The sequence below is a fragment of the Mycolicibacterium rutilum genome, assembly GCF_900108565.1.
Lineage (GTDB): Bacteria > Actinomycetota > Actinomycetes > Mycobacteriales > Mycobacteriaceae > Mycobacterium > Mycobacterium rutilum.
This window is the reverse complement of record NZ_LT629971.1, coordinates 4,398,378-4,422,387: the sequence shown is the minus strand read 5'-3', so window position 1 is coordinate 4,422,387 and position 24,010 is coordinate 4,398,378. Positions and strand designations below refer to the sequence as shown.

Genomic DNA, 24,010 nt, shown 5'->3' with positions numbered 1-24,010 from the left:
AACGTCCGACCCCGCGGGTAATATCGAACACATGTTCGAGCAGGCGGATGATGTGGCGGTGGTGGAGGCCATCGCTGCGGCGTCGCGTGCGCAGAACGCGGCGTGCGGTCAAGAGATGCGCGCCATTGGTGAGCTCTATGCCCGTCGGGCGCCCGAGGACGAGGACGAGCGACTGACGTGGGCGGTTGACGGGCATGCCAACGTGGTCGCCGAGATCTCGGCGGCACTCAATATCAGCCGTGGGCGGGCGGCGAGCCGGCTGGATGTGGCGATCGACCTGCGCGAGCGCCTGCCCAACGTCGGGGAGGTGTTCGCCGCCGGGGACATCGACTACCGGATGGTGATCGCGCTGGTCAATCGCAGCAGCAACGTCGAAGACCCTGAGCTGCTGGCCCGCCTGGACGCCGAGTTCGCCCGCCGGGCCCCGAAGTGGATGAACCTGTCGGGGCCCAAACTTGGTGAGCGCATCGACATGTGGGTCGAAAAGTTCGACCCGGCCGGGGTGCGTGAACCCACACCGGAACGCGATGACCGCTATGTGCACGTTGCGCCGATGGGCGGCGGGATGGTTGAACTACCCCAGGTTTTCTTCCTATGCGGTTGCGAGGGCCGGGGCTGGCTGGCTCGCATGGTGTGAGTCCGCGGTGAGGGCGGTCTCGTACTCGGCTGGGGTGAGGTAGCCGAGGGCTTCGTGCAGGCGTTCCTGGTTGTACCAGGCCACCCATTGAGCGGTTGCCAGTTCGACGTCGTCGACGCCGCGCCAGCGCCGGCCGCGGTAGATCAGTTCTGTTTTGTAGGCGGCGTTGACTGCTTCGGCCAGGGCGTTGTCATAGCTATCTCCGCGAGATCCCACCGATGGCGCGATGTCGAGCTCAAGTAGCCGCTCGGTATAGGTCAGCGATAGGTATTGCGATCCGCGGTCGGAATGATGGATCAACTCAGAAAGATCTGAGTTCTGTTGCCAAACAGCATGATTGAACGCCTGAAGAGGTAAGTCTTCGGTGCTCATCGTGGGCGACACCGCCCACCCGACGATCCGTTTAGTGCAGGCATCGGTGACGAACGCGGTGTAGCAGAACCCCTGCCAGGTCCGCACGTAGGTGATGTCGGCGACCCAGAGCCGATTGGGTGCGCTGGTGGCGAACTGCCGGTTGACCAGATCGGCCGGTCGGGCCGCGGCGGGGTCGGTGATTGTGGTGAATACCGGTTTGCCGCGCCGCACACCGCGCAGGCCAGCCAAGTGCATTAACCTGCGGGTTTGTTCGCGTCCGATCGACCAGCCACGCCGGATCATGGCGTGCTGCATTTTCTTGACGCCGTAGACCGAGTAGTTCGCCCGGTGCACGGTGGCCAGCTCGGCGATCAGCAGCTCATCGCGCAGAGCGCGGTCGCAGCGGGGGCGGGTCTTGGCGTCGCGGTAACCGCGGGAGGTGAAAAACCCAGGGATAGCTGCCCGCAGAACACGGCAGATGAACTCGACCCCGAACTGATCGCGATGCGCATCGATGTAGGCGATCATTTCGTTCCTGGGCGGTCGAGTTCCGCTGCGAAAAACGCTGACGCAGACTTCAAAATCTCGTTCGCTCTTCGTAATTCGGCGACCTCGCGCTTGAGGCGGCGAATCTCAGCGTGCTCGGAGGTCGTCACGCCAGGGCGTTCGCCGGCATCGATCTGCGACTTACGCCGCCACCGACGCACCGACTCCTCGGCAACCCCGAGTTTGCTCGCAACAGACTTGATCGCCTCGAACTCAGACACTTCCGCAGACTCCATTGTGGTGTCCACCAAACGCAACGCACGCACCCGAAACTCGGGCGAATACTGACGGGGCATAACTTCCAATCCTCCTATAGAGATCGGAAGAAAACCTGGGGTAGTTCAGGTCGGGGTGTGGGCGCGGCTGGCCTTCGACGAAGGCGTCGCCTTCGATACCCGCATCGACGAGATCGCCGCCACCGTCTGTCGTGAGGATCCACGCACCGCCGAGCAGCGCCGGGTGGACGCGATGGTGGCCATCTCGCAAGGCCAGCTGCGGTTGGTGTGCGGTTGTGGTGCCTCCGATTGTCCGAATAGTGGGTCGGTGGCGCCGGCGGCGCAGGTGGTGATCAATGTGATCGCCGAGCAGGCCACCCTGGAGGGCTCGAACAATAACCCCGGGTATCTGCCGGGGTACGGGGCGATCCCGGCGGCGGTGCTGCGCGAGCGCGCCGCCACCGCCCAACTGCGCCCGCTCACGTTGCCTGAGCCGTGTGCGGAGGCCGGTTGCCGGCCCTCGGCGGCGTTGGCCCGGTTCATTCGGTGCCGCGATTTGGCGTGCCGGTTCCCCGGGTGTGACGTCCCGGCGTCGGCGTGTCAGATCGACCACACGGTCGCTTACCCGATGGGGCCCACCCATCCGTCAAACCTCAAGCTGCTGTGCGTGTTTCACCATCTGTTGAAGACGTTTTGGACCGGACGCACCGGGTGGGGCGACCTGCAACTGCCCGATGGCACCGTGATCTGGCGCGCCCCCAGCGGGAAGATGTACACGACCACACCGGCCGGGGCTGAGTTCTTCGCCGCGCTGGCCCAACCCACCGGCGTCATCGACCTGACCACACCAAGCGCAGCGCCCAACGATCACCGGGGCGCGATGATGCCCAGACGCCGCCGCACCCGCACCGAAGACAAGACCTACCGCATCGCCCTGGAACGCCAACACAACACCGCACGCATCACCCGCACAGACCTACTCATCGCCGAACGACTCGCCAGAAACGACGAACCACCACCCTTCTGACAACGCCGGCCTACGAAACCCGGTGCCTCAGTTGAGGCTACGAACGCGCTGAGCCCAGCACCACAGAAATCCCCACCACCTGATAGACGATGGCCCGCAGCGGGATTCGGAGCTCGCGGGCGCATCGTCATGTCCGCATGCGAAAAGGCGGGTTTTCCTTACTTACCGCGAGCACACCCGTCTGGCATGCTGGGCATCATGACTGAGCCGCAGTTCGGTGGCAGCGAGTACGGCAGCACGCCTCCGCCGCCGCCACAGCAGCCGCCATACCCGCCGCCACCTGGGCAGTACCCTCCGCCGCCCACCGGCTACCCCTCGGCCTACGGCGACCCGACCGCCCCGTATGGCCGGCACCCGATGACGGGGGAGCCTTACTCGGAGAAGTCGAAGATCATCGCAGGGCTCCTGCAACTGATCGGCCTGTTCGGCATCGTCGGCATCGGCCGCATCTACCTCGGCTACACGGGACTCGGCGTCGCCCAGCTTGTCGTCGGAGTGCTCACGTGCGGCGTCGGCGCCATCATCTGGGGCATCATCGACGCCATCCTGATGCTGACCGACCGGGTTCGCGACCCGCAGGGCCGGCCCCTGCGCGATGGCACCTAGCACCACCACCAAACGCCTGTACCCGGCGCTCGGGGCGGGCGCGGTACTGGCTGGTGCCCTGGCTTACATCGGCATCGGCGACCCGCACGGTCCCGGCTTCGTCTTCCCGCCGTGTCCGTTCCACGCCCTCACCGGGCTCTACTGCCCGGGCTGCGGCGGCCTCCGGATGACGCACGATCTGCTGCACGGTGACCTCGCCGCGGCTTTCGTCGACAATGCCTTCGTCCTCATCGGCCTGCCTGTCCTACTGGCCTGGCTGTTCCTGAGGTCCCGGCAGGGCAAACCGGCGATGAACACCGTGACAATCGTCGTGATTTTCGTCTCGGTCGCCACGTGGACGATCGTTCGTAACCTGCCCGGATTCCCGCTGGCCCCGACGGTTCTCGACGGGTGATCCAGCAACCTCGCTGATACACTGGGCGACGGGCCGGTGCAGTCCCGGACATGAACACTTCCGGACTGCGAAGGTGCCCCTCGATGCTGTTTTCGGCATTCCCCGAACCCCAGGGTCTCTACGACCCAGACAACGAAGCAGACTCCTGCGGCGTCGCCATGGTCGCCGACATCAAGGGCCGCCGCTCGCACAGCATCGTCGTCGACGGGCTGATCGCCCTCGAACACCTCGACCACCGCGGTGCCGCCGGCGCCGAGACCAACAGCGGCGACGGTGCCGGCATTCTCATCCAACTTCCCGTCGATTTGCTCCGCGAAGTCGTCGACTTCGAACTTCCGCCCCCGGCACTCGACGGTGAGAACACCTTCGCCGCCGGCATCTGCTTCATGCCCGCCGAACCAACCGCGCGCACCGCCGCCCGCGAATCCATCGAGGCCATCGCCGACGACGAAGGCCTCAAGGTCCTCGGCTGGCGGCCCCTGCCGATCGATCCGCTCGGGGCGGACCTTGGCGCGACGGCGCTGGGCTGCATGCCGCACATGGAGCAGTTGTTCGTCGCCTCCACCGACAGCGTCAGCGGCATCGAACTCGACCGCCGCGTCTACCCACTGCGCAAACGCGCCGAACGCGAAGGCGTCTACTTCCCGTCGCTGTCCAGCCGTACCATGGCTTACAAAGGCATGCTCACCACCAAGCAACTGCCGCAATACTTTCCGGATCTGCGCGACGAACGCTGCCGCAGCGCCATCGCGATCGTGCACAGCCGCTTCTCGACCAACACCTTCCCGTCCTGGCCGCTGGCGCATCCCTTCCGCTTCGTCGCCCACAACGGCGAGATCAACACCGTCCGCGGCAACCGCAACCGCATGCACGCCCGCGAGGCCATGCTCGCCAGCGCCAAGATCCCGGGCGACCTGTCCCGCCTGTCGCCGATATGTAGCCCGGAGGCCTCCGACTCCGCGTCATTCGACGAGGTGCTCGAACTCCTGCACCTCGGCGGCCGCAGCCTGCCGCACGCCGTGCTGATGATGATCCCCGAGGCGTGGGAGAACAACACCACGATGGGCGCCGCCGAGCGCGCGTTCTGGCAGTTCCACGCCTCGCTGATGGAGCCGTGGGACGGGCCCGCCTGTGTCACGTTCACCGACGGCACACTGGTCGGAGCCGTGTTGGACCGCAACGGGTTACGGCCCGGCCGCTGGTGGCGCACCATCGACGACCGCATCATCCTGGCCAGTGAGAGCGGCGTGCTCGACGTGCCGTCGGCGCAAATCGTGGCCAAGGGGCGGCTACAGCCCGGCAAGATGTTCCTCGTCGACACCGCGGCCGGCCGCATCGTCAGCGACGACGAGATCAAGGACTCGCTGAGCAAGCAGGAACCGTACGGCGAATGGCTGCACGCCGGCCTGCTCGACATCGCGACGTTGCCCGACCGGGCCCACATGCAGCCCAACCACGAATCCGTGGTGCGACGGCAGATCGCCTTCGGCTACACCGAAGAGGACCTGCGCATCCTGCTCACCCCGATGGCGGCCTCCGGCACCGAACCATTGGGGTCGATGGGCACCGACACTCCCGCCGCGGTGCTGTCGCAGCGTTCCCGCCTGCTCTACGACTACTTCGTCGAGCTCTTCGCGCAGGTCACCAACCCGCCGCTGGACGCGATCCGCGAGGCCGTCGTCACCTCGATGGCCCGCATCATGGGTCCCGAGCAGAATCTGCTCGAACCCTCGGCGGCGTCCTGCCGCCAAATCGTGCTGCGCTGGCCGGTTCTCGACAACGACGAACTGAGCAAGCTCGTGCACATCAACGACGACGGTGAGCATCCCGGCCTGCGCACCACGGTGCTCAAGGCGCTCTACGACGTCGAACGCGGCGGGGAGGGGCTCGCCGACGCGATCGACGATCTACGGGCCAAAGCCTGCGACGCAATCGCCAAAGGTGCACGGACGCTGGTCATCTCCGATCGGGACTCCGACCACACCCGCGCGCCGATCCCGTCCCTGCTGGCGATCTCGGCCGTGCACCACCACCTGGTGCGCACCAAGGAGCGCACCGCCGTCGCACTGGTCGTCGAGAGCGGCGACGCCCGCGAAGTCCACCACATCGCGATGCTGATCGGCTTCGGCGCCGCCGCGGTCAATCCCTATCTCGCCTTCGAGTCGATCGAGGACCTCGTCCGCGAAGGCGAACTCACCGGCATCGAACCCCCTGCGGCCGTGCGCAATTACTGCAAGGCGCTGGGCAAGGGTGTAATGAAGGTGATGAGCAAGATGGGCATCTCCACCGTCGCCTCCTACACCGCAGCACAGGCATTCGAGGCCGTCGGGATCGACAAGCACGTCATCGACGAGTACTTCACCGGCACGCCCAGCCAACTCGGCGGCGTCGGACTCGACGTCATCGCCGAAGAGGTCAAGCAGCGGCACCGCCGCGCCTACCCCGAGAACCCGACCGAGCGTGTGCACCGTCGCCTCGAGGTCGGCGGCGACTACGCGTTCCGCCGCGAAGGTGAACTGCATCTGTTCACCCCGGAAGTGGTTTTCCTGCTGCAGCATTCGACCCGTACCGGGCGTGCCGATATCTTCCGCCGGTACTCCGAGGAGGTGAACCGGCTCTCGCGCGAGGGCGGGACGCTGCGTGGGCTGTTCGAGTTCAAGAACACCAGGCCGCCCGTCCCGCTCGACGAGGTCGAACCGGTCGAGAACATCGTGACGCGGTTCAACACCGGCGCCATGAGTTACGGCTCGATCTCGGCCGAGGCCCACGAGACGATGGCGATCGCGATGAACAACCTCGGCGGGCGGTCGAACTCCGGCGAGGGCGGCGAGGACACCGACCGCCTCTACGATCCGAAGCGGCGCAGCGCCGTCAAGCAGGTGGCCTCCGGACGGTTCGGCGTCACCAGCGACTACCTTGTGAACGCCACCGACATCCAGATCAAGATGGCGCAGGGCGCCAAACCCGGTGAGGGCGGCCAGCTTCCGGGTTTCAAGGTGTATCCGAACATCGCCAAGACGCGGCACTCCACGCCCGGCGTCGGCCTGATCTCCCCGCCGCCGCACCACGACATCTACTCCATCGAGGATCTGGCCCAGCTGATCCACGACCTGAAGAACGCCAACGACCAGGCCCGGATCCACGTCAAGCTCGTCAGCAGCGTCGGCGTCGGCACGGTGGCCGCCGGCGTGTCCAAGGCGCACGCCGACGTGGTGCTGATCTCGGGGTACGACGGCGGCACCGGCGCGGCACCGCTGACGAGCCTCAAGCACGCCGGCGTGCCGTGGGAGATCGGGCTCGCCGACACTCAGCAGACCCTGATGCTCAACGGGTTACGCGACCGCATCACCGTCCAGTGCGACGGCGGCATGCGCACCGCCCGTGACGTCGTCGTGGCCGCGCTGCTGGGTGCGGAGGAGTACGGGTTCGCCACCGCTCCGCTGATCGTGTCCGGCTGCATCATGATGCGCGTCTGCCACCTCGACACCTGCCCGGTCGGCGTGGCGACGCAGAACCCCGAGTTGCGTGCGCGGTTCACCGGCAAGCCGGAATTCGTGGAAAACTTCTTCCGGTTCATCGCCGAGGACATCCGCAAGTACCTCGCCGAACTCGGCTTCCGCAGCCTCGATGAGGCGATCGGCCACGCCGAAGTGCTCGACACCGATCCCGGTGTCGCGCACTGGAAGAGCCGCGGCCTGGACCTGAGCCCGGTCTTCGCTGTGCCGGCCGACGGGCACACCGGGGAGCCGACCCCGCGCCGCAAGGTCCGCGACCAGTACCACGCGTTGGACCAGGCCCTCGACCAGACATTGATCCAACTTGCCGAAGGTGCGCTCGAAGACGCGCATCCGGTGCGGCTGGATCTGCCGATCCGCAACGTCAACCGCACCGTCGGCACCCTGCTCGGCGCCGAAGTGACCCGGCGCTACGGCGCACAGGGACTGCCCGACGGCACCATCCACCTCACGCTGACGGGGTCGGCAGGCCAGTCGCTCGGCGCGTTCCTGCCGCCCGGCATAACGCTGGATCTCGTCGGCGACGCCAACGACTATGTCGGCAAGGGCTTGTCGGGCGGGCGGATCATCGTCCGGCCACCCGACGACGTGTTGTTCCTCGCTGAGGACAACGTGATCGCCGGCAACACCCTGCTGTTCGGGGCGACGTCGGGCGAGGTGTTCCTGCGCGGCCGCGTCGGCGAACGGTTCGCCGCCCGCAACTCGGGCGCGTTGACGGTCGTCGAGGGCGTCGGCGACCACGCGTGCGAGTACATGACCGGCGGACGGGTGGTGGTGCTGGGCCGCACCGGACGCAACATGGCTGCCGGCATGTCCGGCGGCATTGCGTTCGTGCTGGGCCTGGACCCGCGCCGGGTCAACACCGAGATGGTCGAACTGCAGCGCCTCGAACCCGAGGACCTCACCTGGCTGCACGACGTCATCGCCCGGCACGCCCAGTACACCGGCAGCAGCCTGGCGACCTCGGTACTCGCCGACTGGCCAAGGCGCAGCGCACAATTCACCAAGATCATGCCCCGCGACTACCAGCGCGTGCTGGAAGCCACCCTCACGGCCAAGCGCGAGGGGCGTGACGTCGACACCGCGATCATGGAGGCCAGCCGTGGCTGATCCCACCGGATTTCTGAAAGTCCCGAAAATCGAGGCCGCCAAACGACCCGTCGACGAGCGGGTCGGCGACTGGCGCGAGGTCTACGAACAGCTCGACCCGCACCAGCGCGCCGGCGAAGTGTCCCAACAGGCCCGCCGTTGCATGGACTGCGGAATCCCGTTCTGCCACTCCGGAAGTGCCGGCTGTCCGCTCGGCAACCTGATTCCCGAGTGGAACGACCTGGTGCGCCGCGGCCGATGGGACGCCGCCAGCGACCGGCTGCACGCGACCAACAACTTCCCGGAATTCACCGGCCGGTTGTGTCCGGCGCCGTGCGAGGCGGCGTGCGTGCTGTCGATCTCCGAGGAGCAGACCGGCGGCAGCGTCACGATCAAACGCATCGAGCAAACGATCGCCGACCAGGCGTGGATGGACGGCATCGTCGAACCCCAGCCCGCGGCGATCGCCACCGGCAAGCGGGTCGCGATCGTCGGCTCGGGTCCCGCCGGACTGGCTGCGGCACAACAACTCACCCGCGCCGGTCACGACGTCACCGTCTACGAGCGGGACGACCGGATCGGCGGGCTGATGCGCTATGGCATCCCGGAGTACAAGCTCGAGAAGGCCACCCTCGATCAGCGGTTGGCCCAGATGCGGGCGGAGGGAACGCGGTTCGTCACCGAGACCGAGGTCGGCGTCGACGTGACGATCGACCAGCTCCGCGCGCAGTACGACGCGATCGTGCTCGCGGTGGGCGCGCTGCGTGCCCGTGACCACGACGTCGAGGGCCGCCACCTCAAGGGTGTGCACCTGGCGATGGAGCATCTGGTGCCCGCCAACAAGGAATGCGAGGGTGACGGGCCGAGCCCGATCTCGGCCAAGGGCAAGCACGTCGTGATCATCGGCGGCGGCGACACCGGAGCGGACTGCCTGGGCACCGCGCACCGGCAGGGCGCGCTGTCGGTCACCCAGCTCGACTACAACCCCGAACCGCCGGAGGTCCGCGACGACACCCGCACACCGTGGCCGACGTGGCCGCTGGTGCTGCGCACGCGGCTCTCGCCGGCGCACGCCGAAGGCGGCGAGCGTCGCTACGAGGTGGCCGTGCAACGCTTCCTCGGCGACGACCGCGGCCGCCTGCGGGCGTTGGAGATCGCCGAGGTGAAGGTCGAACGCGACGCCGAGGGCCGCCGCGTCATCACCCCGGTCGGGGAGCCGATCGAGATCCCGTGCGAACTGGCGCTGCTGGCCATCGGATTCGAGGGCGTCGAGCACATGCCGGTGCTCGACGGGCTCGGGCTGTCGCTGAACCGGCGCGGCGCGCTGGCGTGCGGTTCGGACTGGCAGACCGACGCGCCGGGCGTGTTCGTCTGCGGGGACGCGCACCGCGGCGCGTCGTTGATCGTGTGGGCGATCGCGGAGGGCCGCAGCGCGGCACACGCGGTCGATGCGTACTTGATGGGGGAGTCGGATCTGCCCGCGCCGGTGATCCCGGGTGCGCTTCCGCTAGCGGTTGTCTGAATCGATTAACGACTATGCTCGGTTCCCGTGAATAGACGCGGAAAGATCGTCTGCACCCTGGGTCCGGCGACCGCCTCGGAGGAGGCGGTTCGTGCGCTGGTCGAAGCCGGTATGGACGTCGCCCGGCTGAACTTCAGCCACGGCGACTACCCCGATCACGAGGCCAACTACAAGAGAGTCCGGGCGGCGTCGGACGCCACCGGACACGCGGTCGGCATCCTCGCCGACCTGCAGGGACCGAAGATCCGGCTCGGCCGGTTCAAGGACGGACCGACGTTCTGGGCCAACGGCGAGACGGTGCGGATCACCATCGACGATGTCGAGGGCACCGCCGACCGGGTCTCGACGACCTACAAGCGGCTCGCCGAGGACGCCTCACCGGGCGACCGGGTGCTCGTCGACGACGGCAACGTCGGCCTGGTGGTCGACAGGATCGAAGGCAACGACGTCATCTGCACGGTCACCGAGGGCGGGCCGGTCAGCAACAACAAGGGCATGTCGCTGCCGGGGATGAACGTCTCGGCGCCGGCACTGTCGGAGAAGGACGTCGACGACCTCGAGTTCGCGTTGCCCCTCGGGGTAGACCTGATCGCACTGTCGTTCGTGCGCTCACCGGCCGACATCGAACTCGTGCACGAGGTGATGGACCGCGTCGGCAGGCGGGTGCCCGTCATCGCCAAACTCGAAAAACCCGAAGCCATCGACAACCTCGAAGCGGTCGTGCTGGCCTTCGACGCGATCATGGTCGCCCGCGGTGACCTCGGCGTCGAGTTGCCGCTCGAAGAGGTGCCGCTGGTGCAGAAGCGTGCGATCCAGATGGCAAGGGAGAACGCGAAACCCGTCATCGTCGCGACCCAGATGCTGGAGTCGATGATCGACGCGCCACGGCCGACCCGTGCCGAGGCGTCCGACGTCGCCAACGCCGTGCTCGACGGCGCCGACGCGGTGATGCTGTCCGGTGAGACGTCGGTCGGCAAGTATCCGCTCGAAGCGGTCAAGACGATGGCGCGCATCATCCATGCGGTCGAGGAGAACTCGGTGGCCGCGCCGCCGCTGACCCATGTCCCCCGCACCAAGCGTGGCGTCATCTCGTACGCCGCCCGCGACATCGGCGAGCGCCTCGACGCCAAGGCGCTGGTGGCCTACACGCAGTCCGGCGACACGGTGCGCAGGCTGGCGCGGTTGCACACCCCGCTGCCGCTGCTCGCGTTCACCTCGCTGCCCGAGGTGCGCAGCCAGTTGGCGCTGAGCTGGGGCACCGAGACGTTCATCGTGCCGCACATCCAGACCACGGACGGGATGATCCGCCAGGTCGACAAGTCGCTGCTCGAGCTCGGTCGCTACAAGCGCGGCGACCTGGTGGTGGTGATCGCGGGCATTCCGCCGGGCACAGTAGGGTCGACGAATCTGATCCACGTGCACCGGATCGGGGAGGACGACGTCTAGCAGGAGGTAACGGGTGGCCGGCTCGAGGGACTTCGACGAACTGCTCGCGATACTCGACCTCCGCCAGAGCGACGACGCCACCTACGTCGGGTCGCATCCCAGCAAGAACCCGGTGCGCACCTTCGGCGGGCAGATGATGGCCCAGGCGTTCGTCGCGGCCAGCCGCAGCCTGAACCATCCGACGTTGCCCAGCGCGATGTCGGCGCACTTCATCGCGGGCGGCGACCCGGAGAAGGACCTCGAGTTCCACGTCGTGCGGCTGCGCGACGAGCGCCGGTTCGCCAACCGCCGCGTCGACGTGATGCAGGACGGCGCACTGCTGACCACCGCGATGGTGTCCTTTCTGGCCGGCGGCCGTAGCCTCGAACACGGCATCGAGCCGCCGCCGGTGTCCGGCCCGCTGGAGGTCCCGCCGGTCGACGACCTGCTGCGCGGCTACGAGGATGTCGTGCCGCACTTCGTCAACGCGCTGCGGCCCATCGACTGGCGCTACACCAACGACCCGACGTGGGTGATGCGCAGTAAGGGCGAGACGTTGACGCACAACCGGGTCTGGATGAAGGCGCTCGGCGAGCTGCCCGACGACCCGGTGCTGCACGCGGCGGCGCTGATCTACTCGTCGGACACCACGGTGCTGGACTCGATTATCACCACGCACGGGCTGTCGTGGGGGTTCGACCGGATCTTCGCGGTCACCACGAACCACTCGGTGTGGTTTCACCGGCCGGTGCGCTTCGACGACTGGGTCCTGTATTCGACGTCGTCGCCGGTGGCGGCGGATTCGCGCGGTCTGAGCACCGGCCACTACTTCGATGCGGCGGGTCAGCCGATCGCCAGTGTCGTGCAGGAAGGCATCGTCAAGTACTTCCCGGCGCGCTGATCAGCGGGTCGGTGTCAAGGTGACGGAGAACTGGTCTTCCATGCGCTGCTGGAACTGCTCGGCGCACTGCTGCACGGCTTCCTGGTCGTTGCCGGCCCGGGAGACGCAGTCGATGTAGTCGGTGCCGCCGACCTCGTTGAAGCCCCACACCGCGAGCCAGATCATCACGATCGCCTCGATGATGCTCAGCACGCCGAGCACGATGCCGGCGACCGCGATGCCCCCGTTGTTGGCTTCGCCGCGCTTGGCGCGGTTCCAGCCCAGGAAGCCGAGGACCACCGCGACGGGGCCCAGCACGATGCCGCCGAAGACGGACAGCAGCGCGACGATCGCGACGACCAGCGCCGCGATACCGAGGCCGTTCTTCGGCGCCGGCGGTCCGGGCGGATAGCCCGGGTAGGCCGGGTAACCCTGCGGTGGCGGGGGATAACCACCTTGCGGCGGCGGCGGCGGATAGCCGCCCTGATACGCCCCGTACTGCGGCTGTTGCTGCGGCGGGTCCGGTTCGCTCATGCCGGTGAGGTTACTCCGAGCGGCAGGTGATGGGTGGCGATAACCACGGTGCGGTCGGCGGGGAAAAGCCCGCCGGGCGTGAGCAGTTCGGTGAGGATCCGTTGGCCGTCGTCGGCGTCGAGGTGTTCGGTGGGCTCGTCGAGCAGCACGATCGGGGCCGGGCTGAGCAGGGCGCGGGCCAGCAGCAGCCGCCTGCGCTGGCCGGCCGACACCGCGGCCGCGCCGCCGACGAGCACGGTGGACAACCCGTCGGGCAGCGCGTCGAGCCAGTCGCCGAGCCCGACCCGGCGCAGGGCGGCCCGGATTTCGTCGTCGTCGGCATCACCCCTGGCGACCAACAGGTTGTCGCGCACGGTGGTCGCGAACACGTGCGCGTCCTCGGCGAAGAACGTTGCGCCGTCGCAGTTTTCGGCGAGCTTGAGCAACTGTGTGGTCTTGCCCGATCCGCTCGGGCCGGTGATCGCGCGCCGCTCACCCGGCGTCGGAACGACGGGCGCGACGTCGGGCCGAGCCCGGTTCGATGGCGCCGGTTCGGTGAGTTCGGCGATCCTGCGGGCGGCGATGCGTGAGCGGGTGAGTTGGGCGGCCGCGGCGGGCAGCGCGCTCGTCGCCTCGAACGCCGACAGCGGCAGCAGCATGAGGATGGCGAGCGTGGTGGGTGCGACGGAGTCGGCGATCAGCACGGCCGCGATCACCGCGCCGAGCACGCTGACACCGATCGACAGTGTCGCGACGGCTGACGCCGTCGCTGCGGGCCTGGCCGCCCGGTCGGTGGCGGTGCCCCACTCGTGGTGCCGGTTCTCGGCGTCGGCGAGGACGGCGTCCAGGCGGCCGCCGACGCGTAGTTCCGGTGCGTGTTCGAGCGCGAGCATCACCGCCACGTCGCGGCCCGAATGATGCTCGGCGGCAACGGCTTCGACCTGTCGAGCCGAACGTGCCGCCAACCACGGCGCGAGGACGCCCGCGACCAGCAGGCAGATCGCGAGCACGCCCGCGGCAGCGGGAGAGATGACCGCGATTGCCGCGACCGCGATCACGCCCAGCACCGCGGCGACCGCGATCGGCAGCACGGCGCGCACCAGGACGTCGGCCAGGTCGTCGACCGATGCGCCGACGCGCGCCACGAGTTCACCGCCGGAAAGACGCATCAGGGTGTCGGCGGGGGCCGCGGCCAGCCGCCGGTACACGGTTTCGCGGATGTCGGCCGCCGAGCGCAACGCCGTGTCGTGTGCGGCCAGGCGCTGGCAGTAGCCGAGCACACCGCGGGTGATGCCGAGCGCACGCACCGCGACGACGGCGACGGTCAGGTGCAGCACCGGCGGCATCTGCCAGGCCCGAGTGATCAGCCACGCCGAGATCGCGGCCAGTGCGAGCGCGCTGCCCAACGACAACACACCGAGCACCACCGCCAGTGCCAGCCGGGGGAGCCGAGCCCGCAACACCTCACGCATGGGTGAGGCTCCCCAGCCGAACGATTTGATCGCCGATCGCCAGCACCGGATCTCGGTGACCGACGACCAGCACGGTGGCGCCGACGCGGGCGCGGGCGACGATGGCGGCCAGCACACGGGCCTCCATGGCCGCGTCGAGGTGCGACGTCGGCTCGTCGAGCAGCAGCACCGGCGCTGCCGAGCCGAGCGCCCGCGCCAGCCCGAGTCGCTGGCGCTGCCCGAGCGACAGGCCTTCGCCGTCGCGGCCGAGCATGGTTTCCAGCCCGTCCGGCAGCGAGGCGAGCACTTCGTCGAATCCCGCGGACCGGCACGCGAGCGCGAGGTCGGGGAGCGGGCCGAAGAGTTCCAGGTTCTCCCGCACGCTGCCCGGCACGATCACGGGGCGGTGCGGCAGCCACGCGATCTGCGGCCACCAACTCTGCAGGTCGATGTCGTCGAGCGGGACGCCGTCGACCCAGACCCGGCCGGGGTGCAGTCCGAGCACGGTGTGCAGCGCCGTCGTCTTGCCCGATCCGTTGGGCCCGGTCAGCACCGTCACCTCGCCGGGCCGGACGTCGGCGGCCGGCGACGCGAGCCGGATCGTCGCTCCGCGCGCGGCGATCGTGCGGGTTCCGCTGTCGCGCAGCGGGAGCGAGTCGAGCAGCCGCAGCGCGGCGTCGGCGGCGGCCCTGCCGTCCTGCGCGGCGTGGAACTCGACGCCGACCCGGCGCAGCGGCCAGAACACCTCGGGGGCCAGCAGCAGCGCGGTCAGCCCGGCGGTCAGCGTCATCTCGCCGTACACCAGTCGCAACCCGATGCCGACGGCGACCAGGGCGACACCGAGCGTGGCGAGCAGTTCGAGCACGAGCGCCGACAGGAACGCCATCCGCAACGTGGCCATCGTCGAACGGCGGTGCGCAGCGGCCAGATCGGCGATGCGTTCGGCCGAGCCGTCCAGCCGGCCCAGCGCCCGCAGCGTCGGGATCCCGGCCACCAGGTCGAGCAGCCGCGACTGCAGCGTGGTCATCGCCGCCAGCGACGCTTCGGTGCGGTCCTTGGTCAACAGGCCGATCAGCACCATGAAGATCGGGATCAGCGGAAGCGCCACCAGCACGATCAGCGCCGAGCGCCAGTCGTACACGGCGATCACGAGAACCGCTGCCGGGGTGAGGATTCCGGCGAGGAACGCCGCCGGCAGGTAGGCGGTCAAGAACGGCCGCAACCCGTCGAGCCCGCGGGTGATCAGCGCGGCGGCGGTGTCCCGTTCGGCGGCGAGCCGCCGGGTCGGCAGCGCGGTGACCGTGCGCAGCACGCGGCCGGCCAACTCCGCGATGACCTGCGTGGCACCGGTCGAGGCGAGCCTTCCCTGGCACCACTGCGCCACCGCGCGCAGCGTCCACAGCGCCGACAGCAGGGCCAGCGGCCCCGCCCACTGCTCCAACCGCCACGCAGCGGGGTCGGTGATGATCCCGGCGACGATCTGGGCGAGCACGACGGCCGACGCGATCGTCGCGGCGGCGATCAGGACGCCGCAACCGACCGCCTTCACCAGATACCGGCGCATGGCCGCCGATGCCCGCCACAGGTTCATCGTCGGCGCGCCAGTCCGATGGAGTCGGGTATCCGGTCGGCCGAGATACGTTGCCGGAACACCCAGTACGTCCAACCCTGGTACAGCAGCACGAGCGGGGCGAAGATCAGCGCCGCCCAGCTCATGATGGTCAGCGTGTAGGGGCTCGACGCCGCGTTGGCGACGGTCAGGTTGTAGGCCGGGTCGATCGTCGACGGCATCAGGTTCGGGTACAGCGCGCCGAAGTACAGCACCACCAACGACGCCACCACCACCGTCGTGTACGCGAACGCCCAGCCCTCGCCGGTGCGCCGCCACACGCGGGTGAGCACCGCGAACTGGGCCAGCCCGCCGGCGATCAGCACCAGCCACGTCCACGTCTTCCCATGCGACAGCTGGGTCCACAGAGCGAACGTGGCAAGAACCACTGTCACCGGGACCGCCAACCTGTTCGCGAACCGCAACGCGTCATCGCGCACGGCGCCTTCGGTTTTCAGAGCGACGAACACCGACCCGTGCAGCAGGAACAGGCCCGCGGTGGTCAGCCCGCCGAGCAGCGTGTAGCCGTTGATCAGGTCACCGAACGATGCGCGCACCTGCTTGTCGGCGTCGATCGGCAGGCCCTGCACCAGCATCGCGAACGCCATGCCCCACAACACGGCCGGCACCCACGACCCGGCGGCGATCCCGAGATCGGCCCAGCGCCGCCACTGCGGGTCGTCGACCTTGCCGCGCCATTCGATGGCCACCACGCGCAGGATCATCGACACCAGGATCAGCAGCAGGGGCAGGAACAGCCCGGAGAACATCGTCGCGTACCAGTCCGGAAAGGCCGCGAACATCGCGCCGCCCGCGGTGATCAACCACACCTCGTTGCCGTCCCACACCGGGCCGATGGTGTTGAGGGCGGCGCGGCGATGCCGCTCGGACTCTGCGCCCGCCGCGCGGCCGAAGAAGCTCATGAGCATGCCGACGCCGAAGTCGAAGCCCTCGAGGATGAAGAAGCCGAGGAACAGGCCCGCCATGACGACGAACCAAAGATCCGGTAATGCCATTGCTTCTCAACTCCTTTCAGTAAGCGAACGAGAGCGGCGCGACCTCGTCGGGCGGCAACGGGGCGGCGGGTTCGGAGTCGTGTTCCTGCGGGCCCTCGACGGTGTAGCGGCGGATGAGCCAGAACCAGATGACCGCGAGCACGCCGTAGATGAGGGTGAAGACCGTCAGCGACAGCACCACCATGCCGACGGGATGACCGGACACCCCGTCGGCGACGGTGAGCCGGATCATCTGGTCGCCGGTCGGGTTGGGGACCACCACCCACGGCTGGCGGCCCATTTCCGTGAACACCCAGCCGGCGCTGTTGGCCAGGAATGGGGTGGGCAGCGTCGCCAGCGCGAACCGGGAGAACCAAGGCGACTGCGGGATTCGCCCACCGCGGGTCAGCCACAGCACGGCGAGGGCAAACAGTGCGGGTACCGCGAGCAACCCGATCATCGCCCGGAACGCCCAGTACGTCACGAACAGGTTGGGCCGGTAGTCGCCGGGGCCGAACTTCTCGACGTACTGCGCCTGCAGGTCTTCCACGCCCTCGAGGCGGACGCCGTCGAATTCGCCCTTGGCGAGGAACGGCAGCACGTAGGGCACCTCGATGAGGTGGATGACGCCGTCGCAGTTGTTGTGGGTGCCGACGGTCAGGATCGAGAAGTCGGGGTCGGTTTCGCTGTGGCACAACGATTCGGCCGACGCCATCTTCATCGGCTGCTGCTCGAACATCAGCTTGCCCTGGACGTCGCCGGTGACGGCGAGCCCGACCGCGGACACCAGCACGACGAGGGCGCCCATCACCGCTGCGGGGCGGAACATGGTGTGCGCCTCGCGGTGCGCCCGCACCATCCACCAGGCGCAGACGCCCGCGACGAAGGCGCCCGCGGTGAGGAAGGCCCCGAACACCGCGTGGGTGAACGCCGCGATCGCGGTGTTGTTGGTGAACAGCGCGACGATGCTGGTGAGTTCGGCGCGGCCGGTTTCGGGGTTGACGCGCGCGCCGACCGGGTGCTGCATCCACGAGTTCGCGGCGATGATGAAGAACGCCGACATGTTCACCGCGATCGCGACGACCCAGATGCAGGCCAGGTGGACGAGGCGCGGCAGCCGGGTCCAGCCGAAGATCCACAGCCCGAGGAACGTCGACTCGAAGAAGAAGGCCGCCAGGCCCTCCATGGCGAGCGGTGCACCGAACACGTCGCCGACGAAGCGCGAGTACTCAGACCAGTTGAGCCCGAACTGGAACTCCTGCACGATCCCGGTGGCCACACCGAGGGCGAAGTTGATCAGGAAGAGCTTGCCGAAGAACCGGGTGAGCCGGTACCAGGCGGTGTTCCCCGTGACCAGCCACGCGGTCTGCATACCGGCGATCAGCGGCGCCAGGCCGATGGTCAGCGGGACGAAGATGAAGTGGTAGACGGTGGTGATCCCGAATTGCCACCGCGACACATCGAGTGCGTCCATCGGCCCCTCTTTCGTGGCTGTGGCACCAGCCTACGACAGGGCGTAGTAGATATCAGTGTGGGTTAGCTCACCGGGGTCTCGTCGGCGGTTTCGGGCGCCGGTCCGGCCTGCTCACCGGGGGTCTTGGCAGCCTTGCGGATCGCGAACGCGGACACGATCTCGAACAGGCCGAGCACGACCAGCGCGATTCCGGCGACCACCGTCAGGATGGCCAGCGACTCGAACGGCGCGGCGAGCATGACCACGCCGGCGAGCAGGTTGACCACGCCGATGAAGATCTCCCAGGCGCGGCCGGGCAGGGTCGGGTCACTGATCGCCGACACCGCGGTCGCGACGCCGCGGAAGATGAAGCCGATGCCGATCCAGATGGCCAACAGCAGGATCGATTCCTGCAAACTGCGGAAGCACAGCACGGCAAGGATCAGGGCCGCCGCGCCGGAGATGAACAGCAGCACGCGCCCGCCTGCGGAAACGTGCAGGCTGAACGCGAAGATCACCTGCGCGATGCCGGCGACCAGCAGGTAGGCGCCGAAGAAGATGGCCGCGACGACGATCGTCTTTCCGGGCCAGAGCCAGACCAGGGCGCCGAGAACGACCGCGAGGATTCCCGAGGCGAGCGTGGTCTTCCAGAGGTGTTGCAGCAGGCTGGGCGGTGCGGTGATTTCCATGGCCGAAGTTTGGCACAGCAGAATGGACATGCCGTCGCATTTCGGTATCGATTCGATTCGTGCCGAATGCAGCGCAAATAATTTCCCGACTGGCGCGCAAATATTTGAAATGCCCGCGGGACGCTCGATTACCGGTAACGCTCTGATCGTTCGGTACGATGACAATTCCGTAGCCCGGACTGAGCACAGTCTGTACACGGCAACGGGCAAATCACCGGCAGGCGAGGAGTGACAATGTCATCGACGGCATCGACCGCTTTGTGGCGCGGCGCAGGCGCCGCGGTGGCAGCTGTTCTGCTGACGATGGGCGGCGCAGCGGTGGCGGTCGCTCCCGCGCATGCGCAGGAAGACAAGAATCAGACCTTCATCGACTTCCTGGACAAGAAGCGGGTCCCGTACAAGAACGAGACCACCGCGATCCGGATGGCCAAGGAGTTCTGCGTCGACGCCGTACGGCAGGGAAACCCGGATTGGCTGGCCGGTTACAACCTGCAACACGCCGGCGGCTGGACCCAGACCGAAGCCTCGACGTTCGTCGAAGGTGCTGTCTACGTGTACTGCCCCAAAGTATGGGGTGTGGGGTAGCAGCGCAGAAGTTCAGCCAGCGCGTTAGGTCTCCACTACTGTTCCGTTACCGGTGCTTCGCACCGGCTCCACGAGGCAGAAAGTAGAGGCACACGTGTTAGGTGACTGTCACAACCGTCGAGGGAAATTCTGGCGCTTCGCCGCGGTCTTTGCTGCGACCGGTGCGCTCGCCATGGCCGGCTGCGCGAGCGACACCGGCGGTTCGGGCGGCGGCGAGACGAGCAGTGCGCCTCCGGCCGCCTCGGCGGAGAAGGTCGACGAGATCGCCAATACCGTTCCCGAGGCCATCAAGTCGTCCGGCAAGCTGATCATCGGCGTGAACATCCCGTACCCGCCCAACGAGTTCAAGGACCCGAGCGGCAAGATCGTCGGCTTTGACGTCGACCTGATGAACGCGATCAGCGCCACGCTGGGCCTGACGCCGGAGTACCGCGAGTCCGACTTCGCCAAGATCATCCCGTCCATCCAGGGCGGTACCTACAACGTCGGGATGTCGTCGTTCACCGACACCAAGGAGCGCGAGGAGTCGGTCGACTTCGTCACCTACTTCAACGCGGGCACGCTGTGGGCGCAGCGGCCGGGTTCGCCGATCGACCCGAACAACGCCTGCGGCAAGAAGGTGGCGGTGCAGGCGACCACCACCCAGGAGACCGAGGAACTGCCCGCCAAGAGCAAGGCGTGCACCGACGGGGGCAAGCCGGCGATCGAGATCGTGCCGTTCGACGGCCAGGACGCCGCCACCAACGCGGTGGTGCTGGGTCAGGCCGACGCCATGTCGGCGGATTCGCCGGTGACCTCATACGCGATCAAGCAGAGCAACGGCAAGCTCGAAGCGGCCGGAGAGATCTTCGACTCGGCGCCGTACGGCTGGCCGGTGCAGAAGGGTTCGGCGCTGGCGCAGTCCCTACAGAAGGCGCTCGAGCACCTCATCGAGTCGGGCACGTACAAGGAGATCGCCGCCAACTGGGGCGTCGAGAACGGGATGATCGACAAGCCGGTCATCAACGGCGCTGTCTCGTAGAGGATTTCCGATGACCGATGTCGACACGTCGTCACCCGCAGCCCCCGCCGCAATCGACGCCGTCCCACTGCGTCACCCGTGGCGGTGGGTGGCGGCGGTCGTCATCGTCTTCCTGCTCGCGCTGTTCCTCTACGGCGCGGCGACCAACGACGCCTACCGATGGTCGACGTACTGGGAATACCTGTTCAACGAGCGGGTGCTGGTCGTCGGGGTGGTCAACACCCTGCAGCTGACCATCTATTCGATGGTGCTGGCGATCGCCCTCGGCGTGCTGCTCGCGGTGATGCGGCTGTCGCCGAACCCGGTGTTCAAAGCGGTGTCGTGGGTGTATCTGTGGATCTTCCGCGGCACCCCGGTGTACGTGCAGCTGGTGTTCTGGGGGCTGTTGCCGACGATCTACCAGAACATCCGGCTGGGTGTGCCGTTCGGGCCCGCGTTCTTCGAGATGAACCTGCAGGCGCTGTCGATCCCGTTCCTGCTGGCGATCCTCGGGCTGGCGCTCAACGAGGCCGCGTACATGGCCGAGATCATCCGTGCCGGAATCAGTTCCGTACCCGAGGGACAGGCCGAGGCGTCCACCGCGCTCGGCATGTCCTGGGGAATGACCATGCGTCGCACCGTTCTTCCGCAGGCGATGCGGGTGATCATCCCGCCGACCGGCAACGAGGTCATCAGCATGCTGAAAACCACGTCGCTGGTGACCGCGGTTCCGTTCACGTTGGACCTGTACGGCATCACCTCGCGCGAGATCGCCGCCCGCACATTCGAACCCGTCCCGCTGCTGCTGGTGGCCGCGACGTGGTATCTGGTCATCACCAGTGTGCTGATGGTGGGCCAGTACTACCTCGAGCGATACTACTCGCGGGGCGCGTCGCGCAAGCTGACGACCAAGCAACTCGAGGCGCTCGCCAAGGCGCAGACGGTGGGAGAGGCGCACCCGTGACACCGATGGTCAAAGCAGAACAGGTCTGCAAGAGCTTCGGCGCCCTCGACGTGCTCAAGGGCATCACGCTGGAGATCGGCCGCGGCGAGGTGCTGTGCATGGTGGGCCCGTCCGGTTCGGGCAAGTCCACGTTTCTGCGCTGCATCAACCACCTGGAGCAGGTGAACGCAGGCCGGTTGTACGTCGACGGCCAACTCATCGGCTACCACGAGCGGGGCAACAAGCTGCACGAGATGTCGCCGCGCGAGGCCGCCAAGCAGCGCCGCGACATCGGCATGGTGTTCCAGCACTTCAACCTGTTCCCGCACCGCACCGCGCTGGAGAACGTCATCGAGGCGCCGATCCACGTCAAGCGGGTCAAGAAGGACGCCGCGGTTGCGCGGGCCCGCGACCTGCTCGACCAGGTGGGCCTGTCGGCCAAGGCCGACGCCTATCCCGCCCAGTTGTCCGGCGGGCAGCAACAGCGGGTGGCGATCGCGCGTGCGCTGGCGATGAACCCGAAGCTTATGCTGTTCGACGAGCCCACCTCCGCGCTCGACCCCGAACTCGTCGGCGAGGTGCTCGAAGTGATGAAAAAGCTTGCCGCCGAGGGCATGACGATGGTCGTGGTGACGCACGAGATGGGGTTCGCCCGCGAGGTCGCCAATCATCTGGTGTTCATGGACGGTGGCGTCGTGGTGGAGAGCGGCCCGCCCCGCGAGGTGCTCGGCAACCCGAAACACGAACGCACGAAAGCGTTTTTGTCCAAGGTGCTGTAGCCCGATGCCGACTGGTGCACCGGACCCGGCCACGCCGCTGTGGCGTGCGGCGCAGGTGTTCCGGTTGCTCAGCTGCCTCTACGCCCTCGGCTTCCAGTTGTCGGTCAACGCCGACCTCGAGCGGCCGGGCCTGGCGTGGCTGTTGTTCGGTGTGCTGCTGCTGTGGAGTGCGCTGTGCGCGGTGGCCTACCTGCAGGGGTTCGGCAGGCGGTGGTCGTGGGTGGTGGCCGAGATCGCCGTCGTCGTCGCGCTCATCCTGTCGACCGAGGTGATCGCCTCGGCGCAGTGGGCATTCGACAACCAGTCGTGGCCGACGACGCTGTGGGCCACCAACGCGACGATCTCCGCGGCGATCGTCTCCGGGCCGATCGCGGGCATGTTGAGCGGAGTGGCGGTGATGGCCGCCAGCACGGTGGTGAAGGGTTTCATCAACTACGACCTCGGCCGCAACGCGACGATCGTCATCGAACTCGCCGTCGGACTCGCGGTCGGGATGGCCGCGCAGACCGCCCGGCGCGCGCATGCCGAACTCGAGCAGGCGGCGCGGTTGGCGGCGGCGCACCAGGAGCGCGAGCGGTTGTCCAGGGAGGTGCACGACGGGGCGATCCAGGTGCTCGCCCTGGTGTCCCGACGCGGCCGCGAGATCGGCGGTCCGACAGCCGAACTCGCCGAGCTCGCCGGTGAGCAGGAGCGGGCGCTGCGGCGGCTGGTCAGCTCGGCGCAGGCCGATCCGGGTGGCGGTGCGCTGACCGACGTCGGCGCTCTGCTGCGCAAGCGCGCGTCCGACCGCGTCTCGGTGAGCCTGCCCGCCGAGCCGGTCCTGCTCGAGGCCGGCGTCGCGGCGGAACTCGCGGCGGCGGCGGCCAACGCGCTGGACAATGTGGCTGCGCACGCCGGCCCGGAGGCGCATGCCTACGTGCTGGTCGAGGACCTCGGTGACACGGTGACCGTCAGCATCCGCGACGACGGGGTGGGCATCGCCGACGGCCGGCTCGACGAGGCGCTGCGGGAGGGCCGGGTGGGCGTCGCGAAATCGATTGTGGGACGGATGAACTGGCTCGGCGGCAGCGCCACGTTGACCACCGGCGCGGAGAGCGGGACGGAATGGGAACTGACGGTACCCCGACGGTGATGGTGGTCGACGACCATCCCATCTGGCGCGACGCGGTGGCTCGCGACCTCGAGGAGGACGGCTTCACCGTGGTGGCCACCGCCGACGGCGTCGGCGCCGCCCGCCGTCGCGCAGCGGCAGTACGCCCCGATGTGGTGCTGATGGACATGCGCCTCGCCGACGGCGACGGTGCGCAAGCGACCGCCGAGGTGCTGGCAGTGTCACCGTCGTCGCGAATACTGGTGCTGTCGGCATCCGATGAACGAGACGACGTGCTGCAGGCCGTCAAGGCCGGCGCCACCGGCTATCTCGTCAAGAGCGCCTCCAAGCAGGAACTCGGCGACGCGGTGCGCGCGACCGCCGACGGCCGCGCGGTGTTCACGCCCGGGCTGGCGGGTCTGGTGCTCGGCGAGTACCGGCGCATCGCCAAAGACCCGGGTCCGGAGACCCCGAGCCTGACCGAGCGGGAGACGGAGATCCTGCGGCATGTGGCCAAGGGGCTGACGGCCAAGCAGATCGCGGCGCGCCTGTCGCTGAGCCACCGCACCGTCGAGAACCACGTGCAGGCCACGTTCCGCAAGTTGCAGGTCGCCAACCGGGTCGAGCTGGCCCGTTACGCGATCGAGCACGGCCTGGACGAGTAGTCCTACTCATCCGCTGAGCCGGTCACGC

Annotated in this window: 22 protein-coding genes and 1 other annotated feature; of the genes, 15 read left to right on the top strand and 7 right to left on the bottom strand. The window is 68.0% G+C overall.

Features of this window, described 5'->3' with window-relative positions:
- Positions 1-31: 31 nt before the first annotated feature.
- Positions 32-637 carry a DUF222 domain-containing protein gene (locus BLW81_RS21520; protein WP_083408930.1) on the top strand — a complete coding sequence of 202 codons (606 nt, stop codon included), beginning with the start codon at positions 32-34 and terminating at the stop codon, positions 635-637.
- Here BLW81_RS21520 and BLW81_RS21515 read toward each other — a convergent pair.
- Positions 593-1,833 (bottom strand): IS3 family transposase gene (locus BLW81_RS21515; RefSeq protein ID WP_407662279.1). Its coding sequence is split into 2 segments (ribosomal slippage): positions 593-1,551 and positions 1,551-1,833, totalling 1,242 coding nucleotides; the frame shifts between segments, so codons are not numbered across the junction. The genes BLW81_RS21520 and BLW81_RS21515 overlap by 45 nt on opposite strands.
- Positions 1,441-1,558, bottom strand: a sequence feature (AL1L pseudoknot). Its footprint overlaps the gene before it by 118 nt.
- A gap of 55 nt (positions 1,834-1,888) precedes the next feature.
- Between BLW81_RS21515 and BLW81_RS21510 the strand changes: the two genes are divergently transcribed.
- The 7 genes from BLW81_RS21510 (at position 1,889) to BLW81_RS21480 (ending at position 12,231) form a co-directional block, all read left to right on the top strand.
- Entirely contained in the window at positions 1,889-2,779 is an 891-nt protein-coding gene (locus tag BLW81_RS21510) for an HNH endonuclease signature motif containing protein (protein ID WP_235632054.1), read from the top strand.
- Positions 2,780-2,977: 198 nt separating this feature from the next.
- Positions 2,978-3,385, top strand: coding sequence for a TM2 domain-containing protein (locus BLW81_RS21505; RefSeq protein WP_083410723.1), 408 nt, complete (start codon positions 2,978-2,980; stop codon positions 3,383-3,385).
- On the top strand, positions 3,375-3,779 hold the full coding sequence (locus BLW81_RS21500) for a DUF2752 domain-containing protein (RefSeq protein ID WP_083408928.1): 405 nt from the start codon (positions 3,375-3,377) through the stop codon (positions 3,777-3,779). Before BLW81_RS21505 ends, BLW81_RS21500 begins: the two co-directional genes overlap by 11 nt.
- Positions 3,780-3,862: 83 nt before the next feature.
- Positions 3,863-8,404: a glutamate synthase large subunit gene (gene gltB / locus BLW81_RS21495; RefSeq protein ID WP_083408927.1), complete on the top strand. Its 4,542-nt coding sequence runs from the start codon at positions 3,863-3,865 to the stop codon at positions 8,402-8,404.
- A complete protein-coding gene (locus tag BLW81_RS21490; RefSeq protein ID WP_083408926.1) occupies positions 8,397-9,905 on the top strand; it encodes a glutamate synthase subunit beta in 1,509 nt (502 codons plus the stop codon). Before gltB ends, BLW81_RS21490 begins: the two co-directional genes overlap by 8 nt.
- 27 nt (positions 9,906-9,932) lie before the next feature.
- The gene (gene pyk / locus BLW81_RS21485) at positions 9,933-11,351 is read left to right on the top strand and encodes a pyruvate kinase (protein WP_083408925.1); all 1,419 of its coding nucleotides are present in this window, start codon (positions 9,933-9,935) and stop codon (positions 11,349-11,351) included.
- 13 nt (positions 11,352-11,364) lie between these two features.
- Positions 11,365-12,231 (top strand): acyl-CoA thioesterase II, encoded by an 867-nt coding sequence (locus tag BLW81_RS21480; protein WP_083408924.1) that lies wholly within the window; start codon positions 11,365-11,367, stop codon positions 12,229-12,231.
- On the opposite strand, the gene BLW81_RS21475 is transcribed toward BLW81_RS21480, so the two are convergent.
- The 6 genes from BLW81_RS21475 to BLW81_RS21450 form a co-directional block, all read right to left on the bottom strand.
- The gene (locus BLW81_RS21475; protein WP_083408923.1) at positions 12,232-12,744 is read right to left on the bottom strand and encodes a DUF4190 domain-containing protein; all 513 of its coding nucleotides are present in this window, start codon (positions 12,742-12,744) and stop codon (positions 12,232-12,234) included.
- Entirely contained in the window at positions 12,741-14,195 is a 1,455-nt protein-coding gene (locus BLW81_RS21470; protein ID WP_083408922.1) for an ATP-binding cassette domain-containing protein, read from the bottom strand. Before BLW81_RS21470 ends, BLW81_RS21475 begins: the two co-directional genes overlap by 4 nt.
- Positions 14,188-15,738, bottom strand: a complete 1,551-nt coding sequence (cydD, locus tag BLW81_RS21465) for a thiol reductant ABC exporter subunit CydD (RefSeq protein WP_173839740.1) — start codon at positions 15,736-15,738, stop codon at positions 14,188-14,190. The genes BLW81_RS21470 and cydD overlap by 8 nt, the downstream gene beginning before the upstream one ends.
- A gap of 23 nt (positions 15,739-15,761) precedes the next feature.
- Positions 15,762-16,799 carry a cytochrome d ubiquinol oxidase subunit II gene (gene cydB / locus BLW81_RS21460; protein WP_083408920.1) on the bottom strand — a complete coding sequence of 346 codons (1,038 nt, stop codon included), beginning with the start codon at positions 16,797-16,799 and terminating at the stop codon, positions 15,762-15,764.
- A 16-nt stretch (positions 16,800-16,815) separates the two neighbouring features.
- Positions 16,816-18,252, bottom strand: coding sequence for a cytochrome ubiquinol oxidase subunit I (locus BLW81_RS21455; protein WP_083408919.1), 1,437 nt, complete (start codon positions 18,250-18,252; stop codon positions 16,816-16,818).
- Between the two features lie 62 nt (positions 18,253-18,314).
- A complete protein-coding gene (locus BLW81_RS21450; RefSeq protein ID WP_083408918.1) occupies positions 18,315-18,920 on the bottom strand; it encodes an HdeD family acid-resistance protein in 606 nt (201 codons plus the stop codon).
- On the opposite strand from BLW81_RS21450, the gene BLW81_RS29475 reads away from it, so the two are divergent.
- The 7 genes from BLW81_RS29475 to BLW81_RS21420 all read left to right on the top strand — a co-directional run bounded on the left by BLW81_RS29475 (position 18,919) and on the right by BLW81_RS21420 (position 23,982).
- Positions 18,919-19,152, top strand: coding sequence for a hypothetical protein (locus tag BLW81_RS29475; protein WP_157897784.1), 234 nt, complete (start codon positions 18,919-18,921; stop codon positions 19,150-19,152). The two genes, BLW81_RS21450 and BLW81_RS29475, sit on opposite strands and share 2 nt — an antisense overlap.
- A gap of 2 nt (positions 19,153-19,154) precedes the next feature.
- Positions 19,155-19,505, top strand: a complete 351-nt coding sequence (locus BLW81_RS21445; protein WP_083408917.1) for a DUF732 domain-containing protein — start codon at positions 19,155-19,157, stop codon at positions 19,503-19,505.
- Between the two features lie 172 nt (positions 19,506-19,677).
- Complete coding sequence (locus BLW81_RS21440; protein WP_157897783.1) at positions 19,678-20,526, top strand: ABC transporter substrate-binding protein; 849 nt, start codon at positions 19,678-19,680, stop codon at positions 20,524-20,526.
- Between the two features lie 10 nt (positions 20,527-20,536).
- Positions 20,537-21,469, top strand: coding sequence for an amino acid ABC transporter permease (locus tag BLW81_RS21435; RefSeq protein WP_083408915.1), 933 nt, complete (start codon positions 20,537-20,539; stop codon positions 21,467-21,469).
- Positions 21,470-21,474: 5 nt separating this feature from the next.
- Positions 21,475-22,227, top strand: a complete 753-nt coding sequence (locus BLW81_RS21430; protein ID WP_162277407.1) for an amino acid ABC transporter ATP-binding protein — start codon at positions 21,475-21,477, stop codon at positions 22,225-22,227.
- A 4-nt stretch (positions 22,228-22,231) separates the two neighbouring features.
- Entirely contained in the window at positions 22,232-23,359 is a 1,128-nt protein-coding gene (gene macS, locus BLW81_RS21425; protein WP_173839656.1) for a MacS family sensor histidine kinase, read from the top strand.
- Positions 23,332-23,982 carry a response regulator gene (locus BLW81_RS21420; RefSeq protein ID WP_083408913.1) on the top strand — a complete coding sequence of 217 codons (651 nt, stop codon included), beginning with the start codon at positions 23,332-23,334 and terminating at the stop codon, positions 23,980-23,982. The genes macS and BLW81_RS21420 overlap by 28 nt, the downstream gene beginning before the upstream one ends.
- The last annotated feature ends 28 nt before the right edge of the window (positions 23,983-24,010 follow it).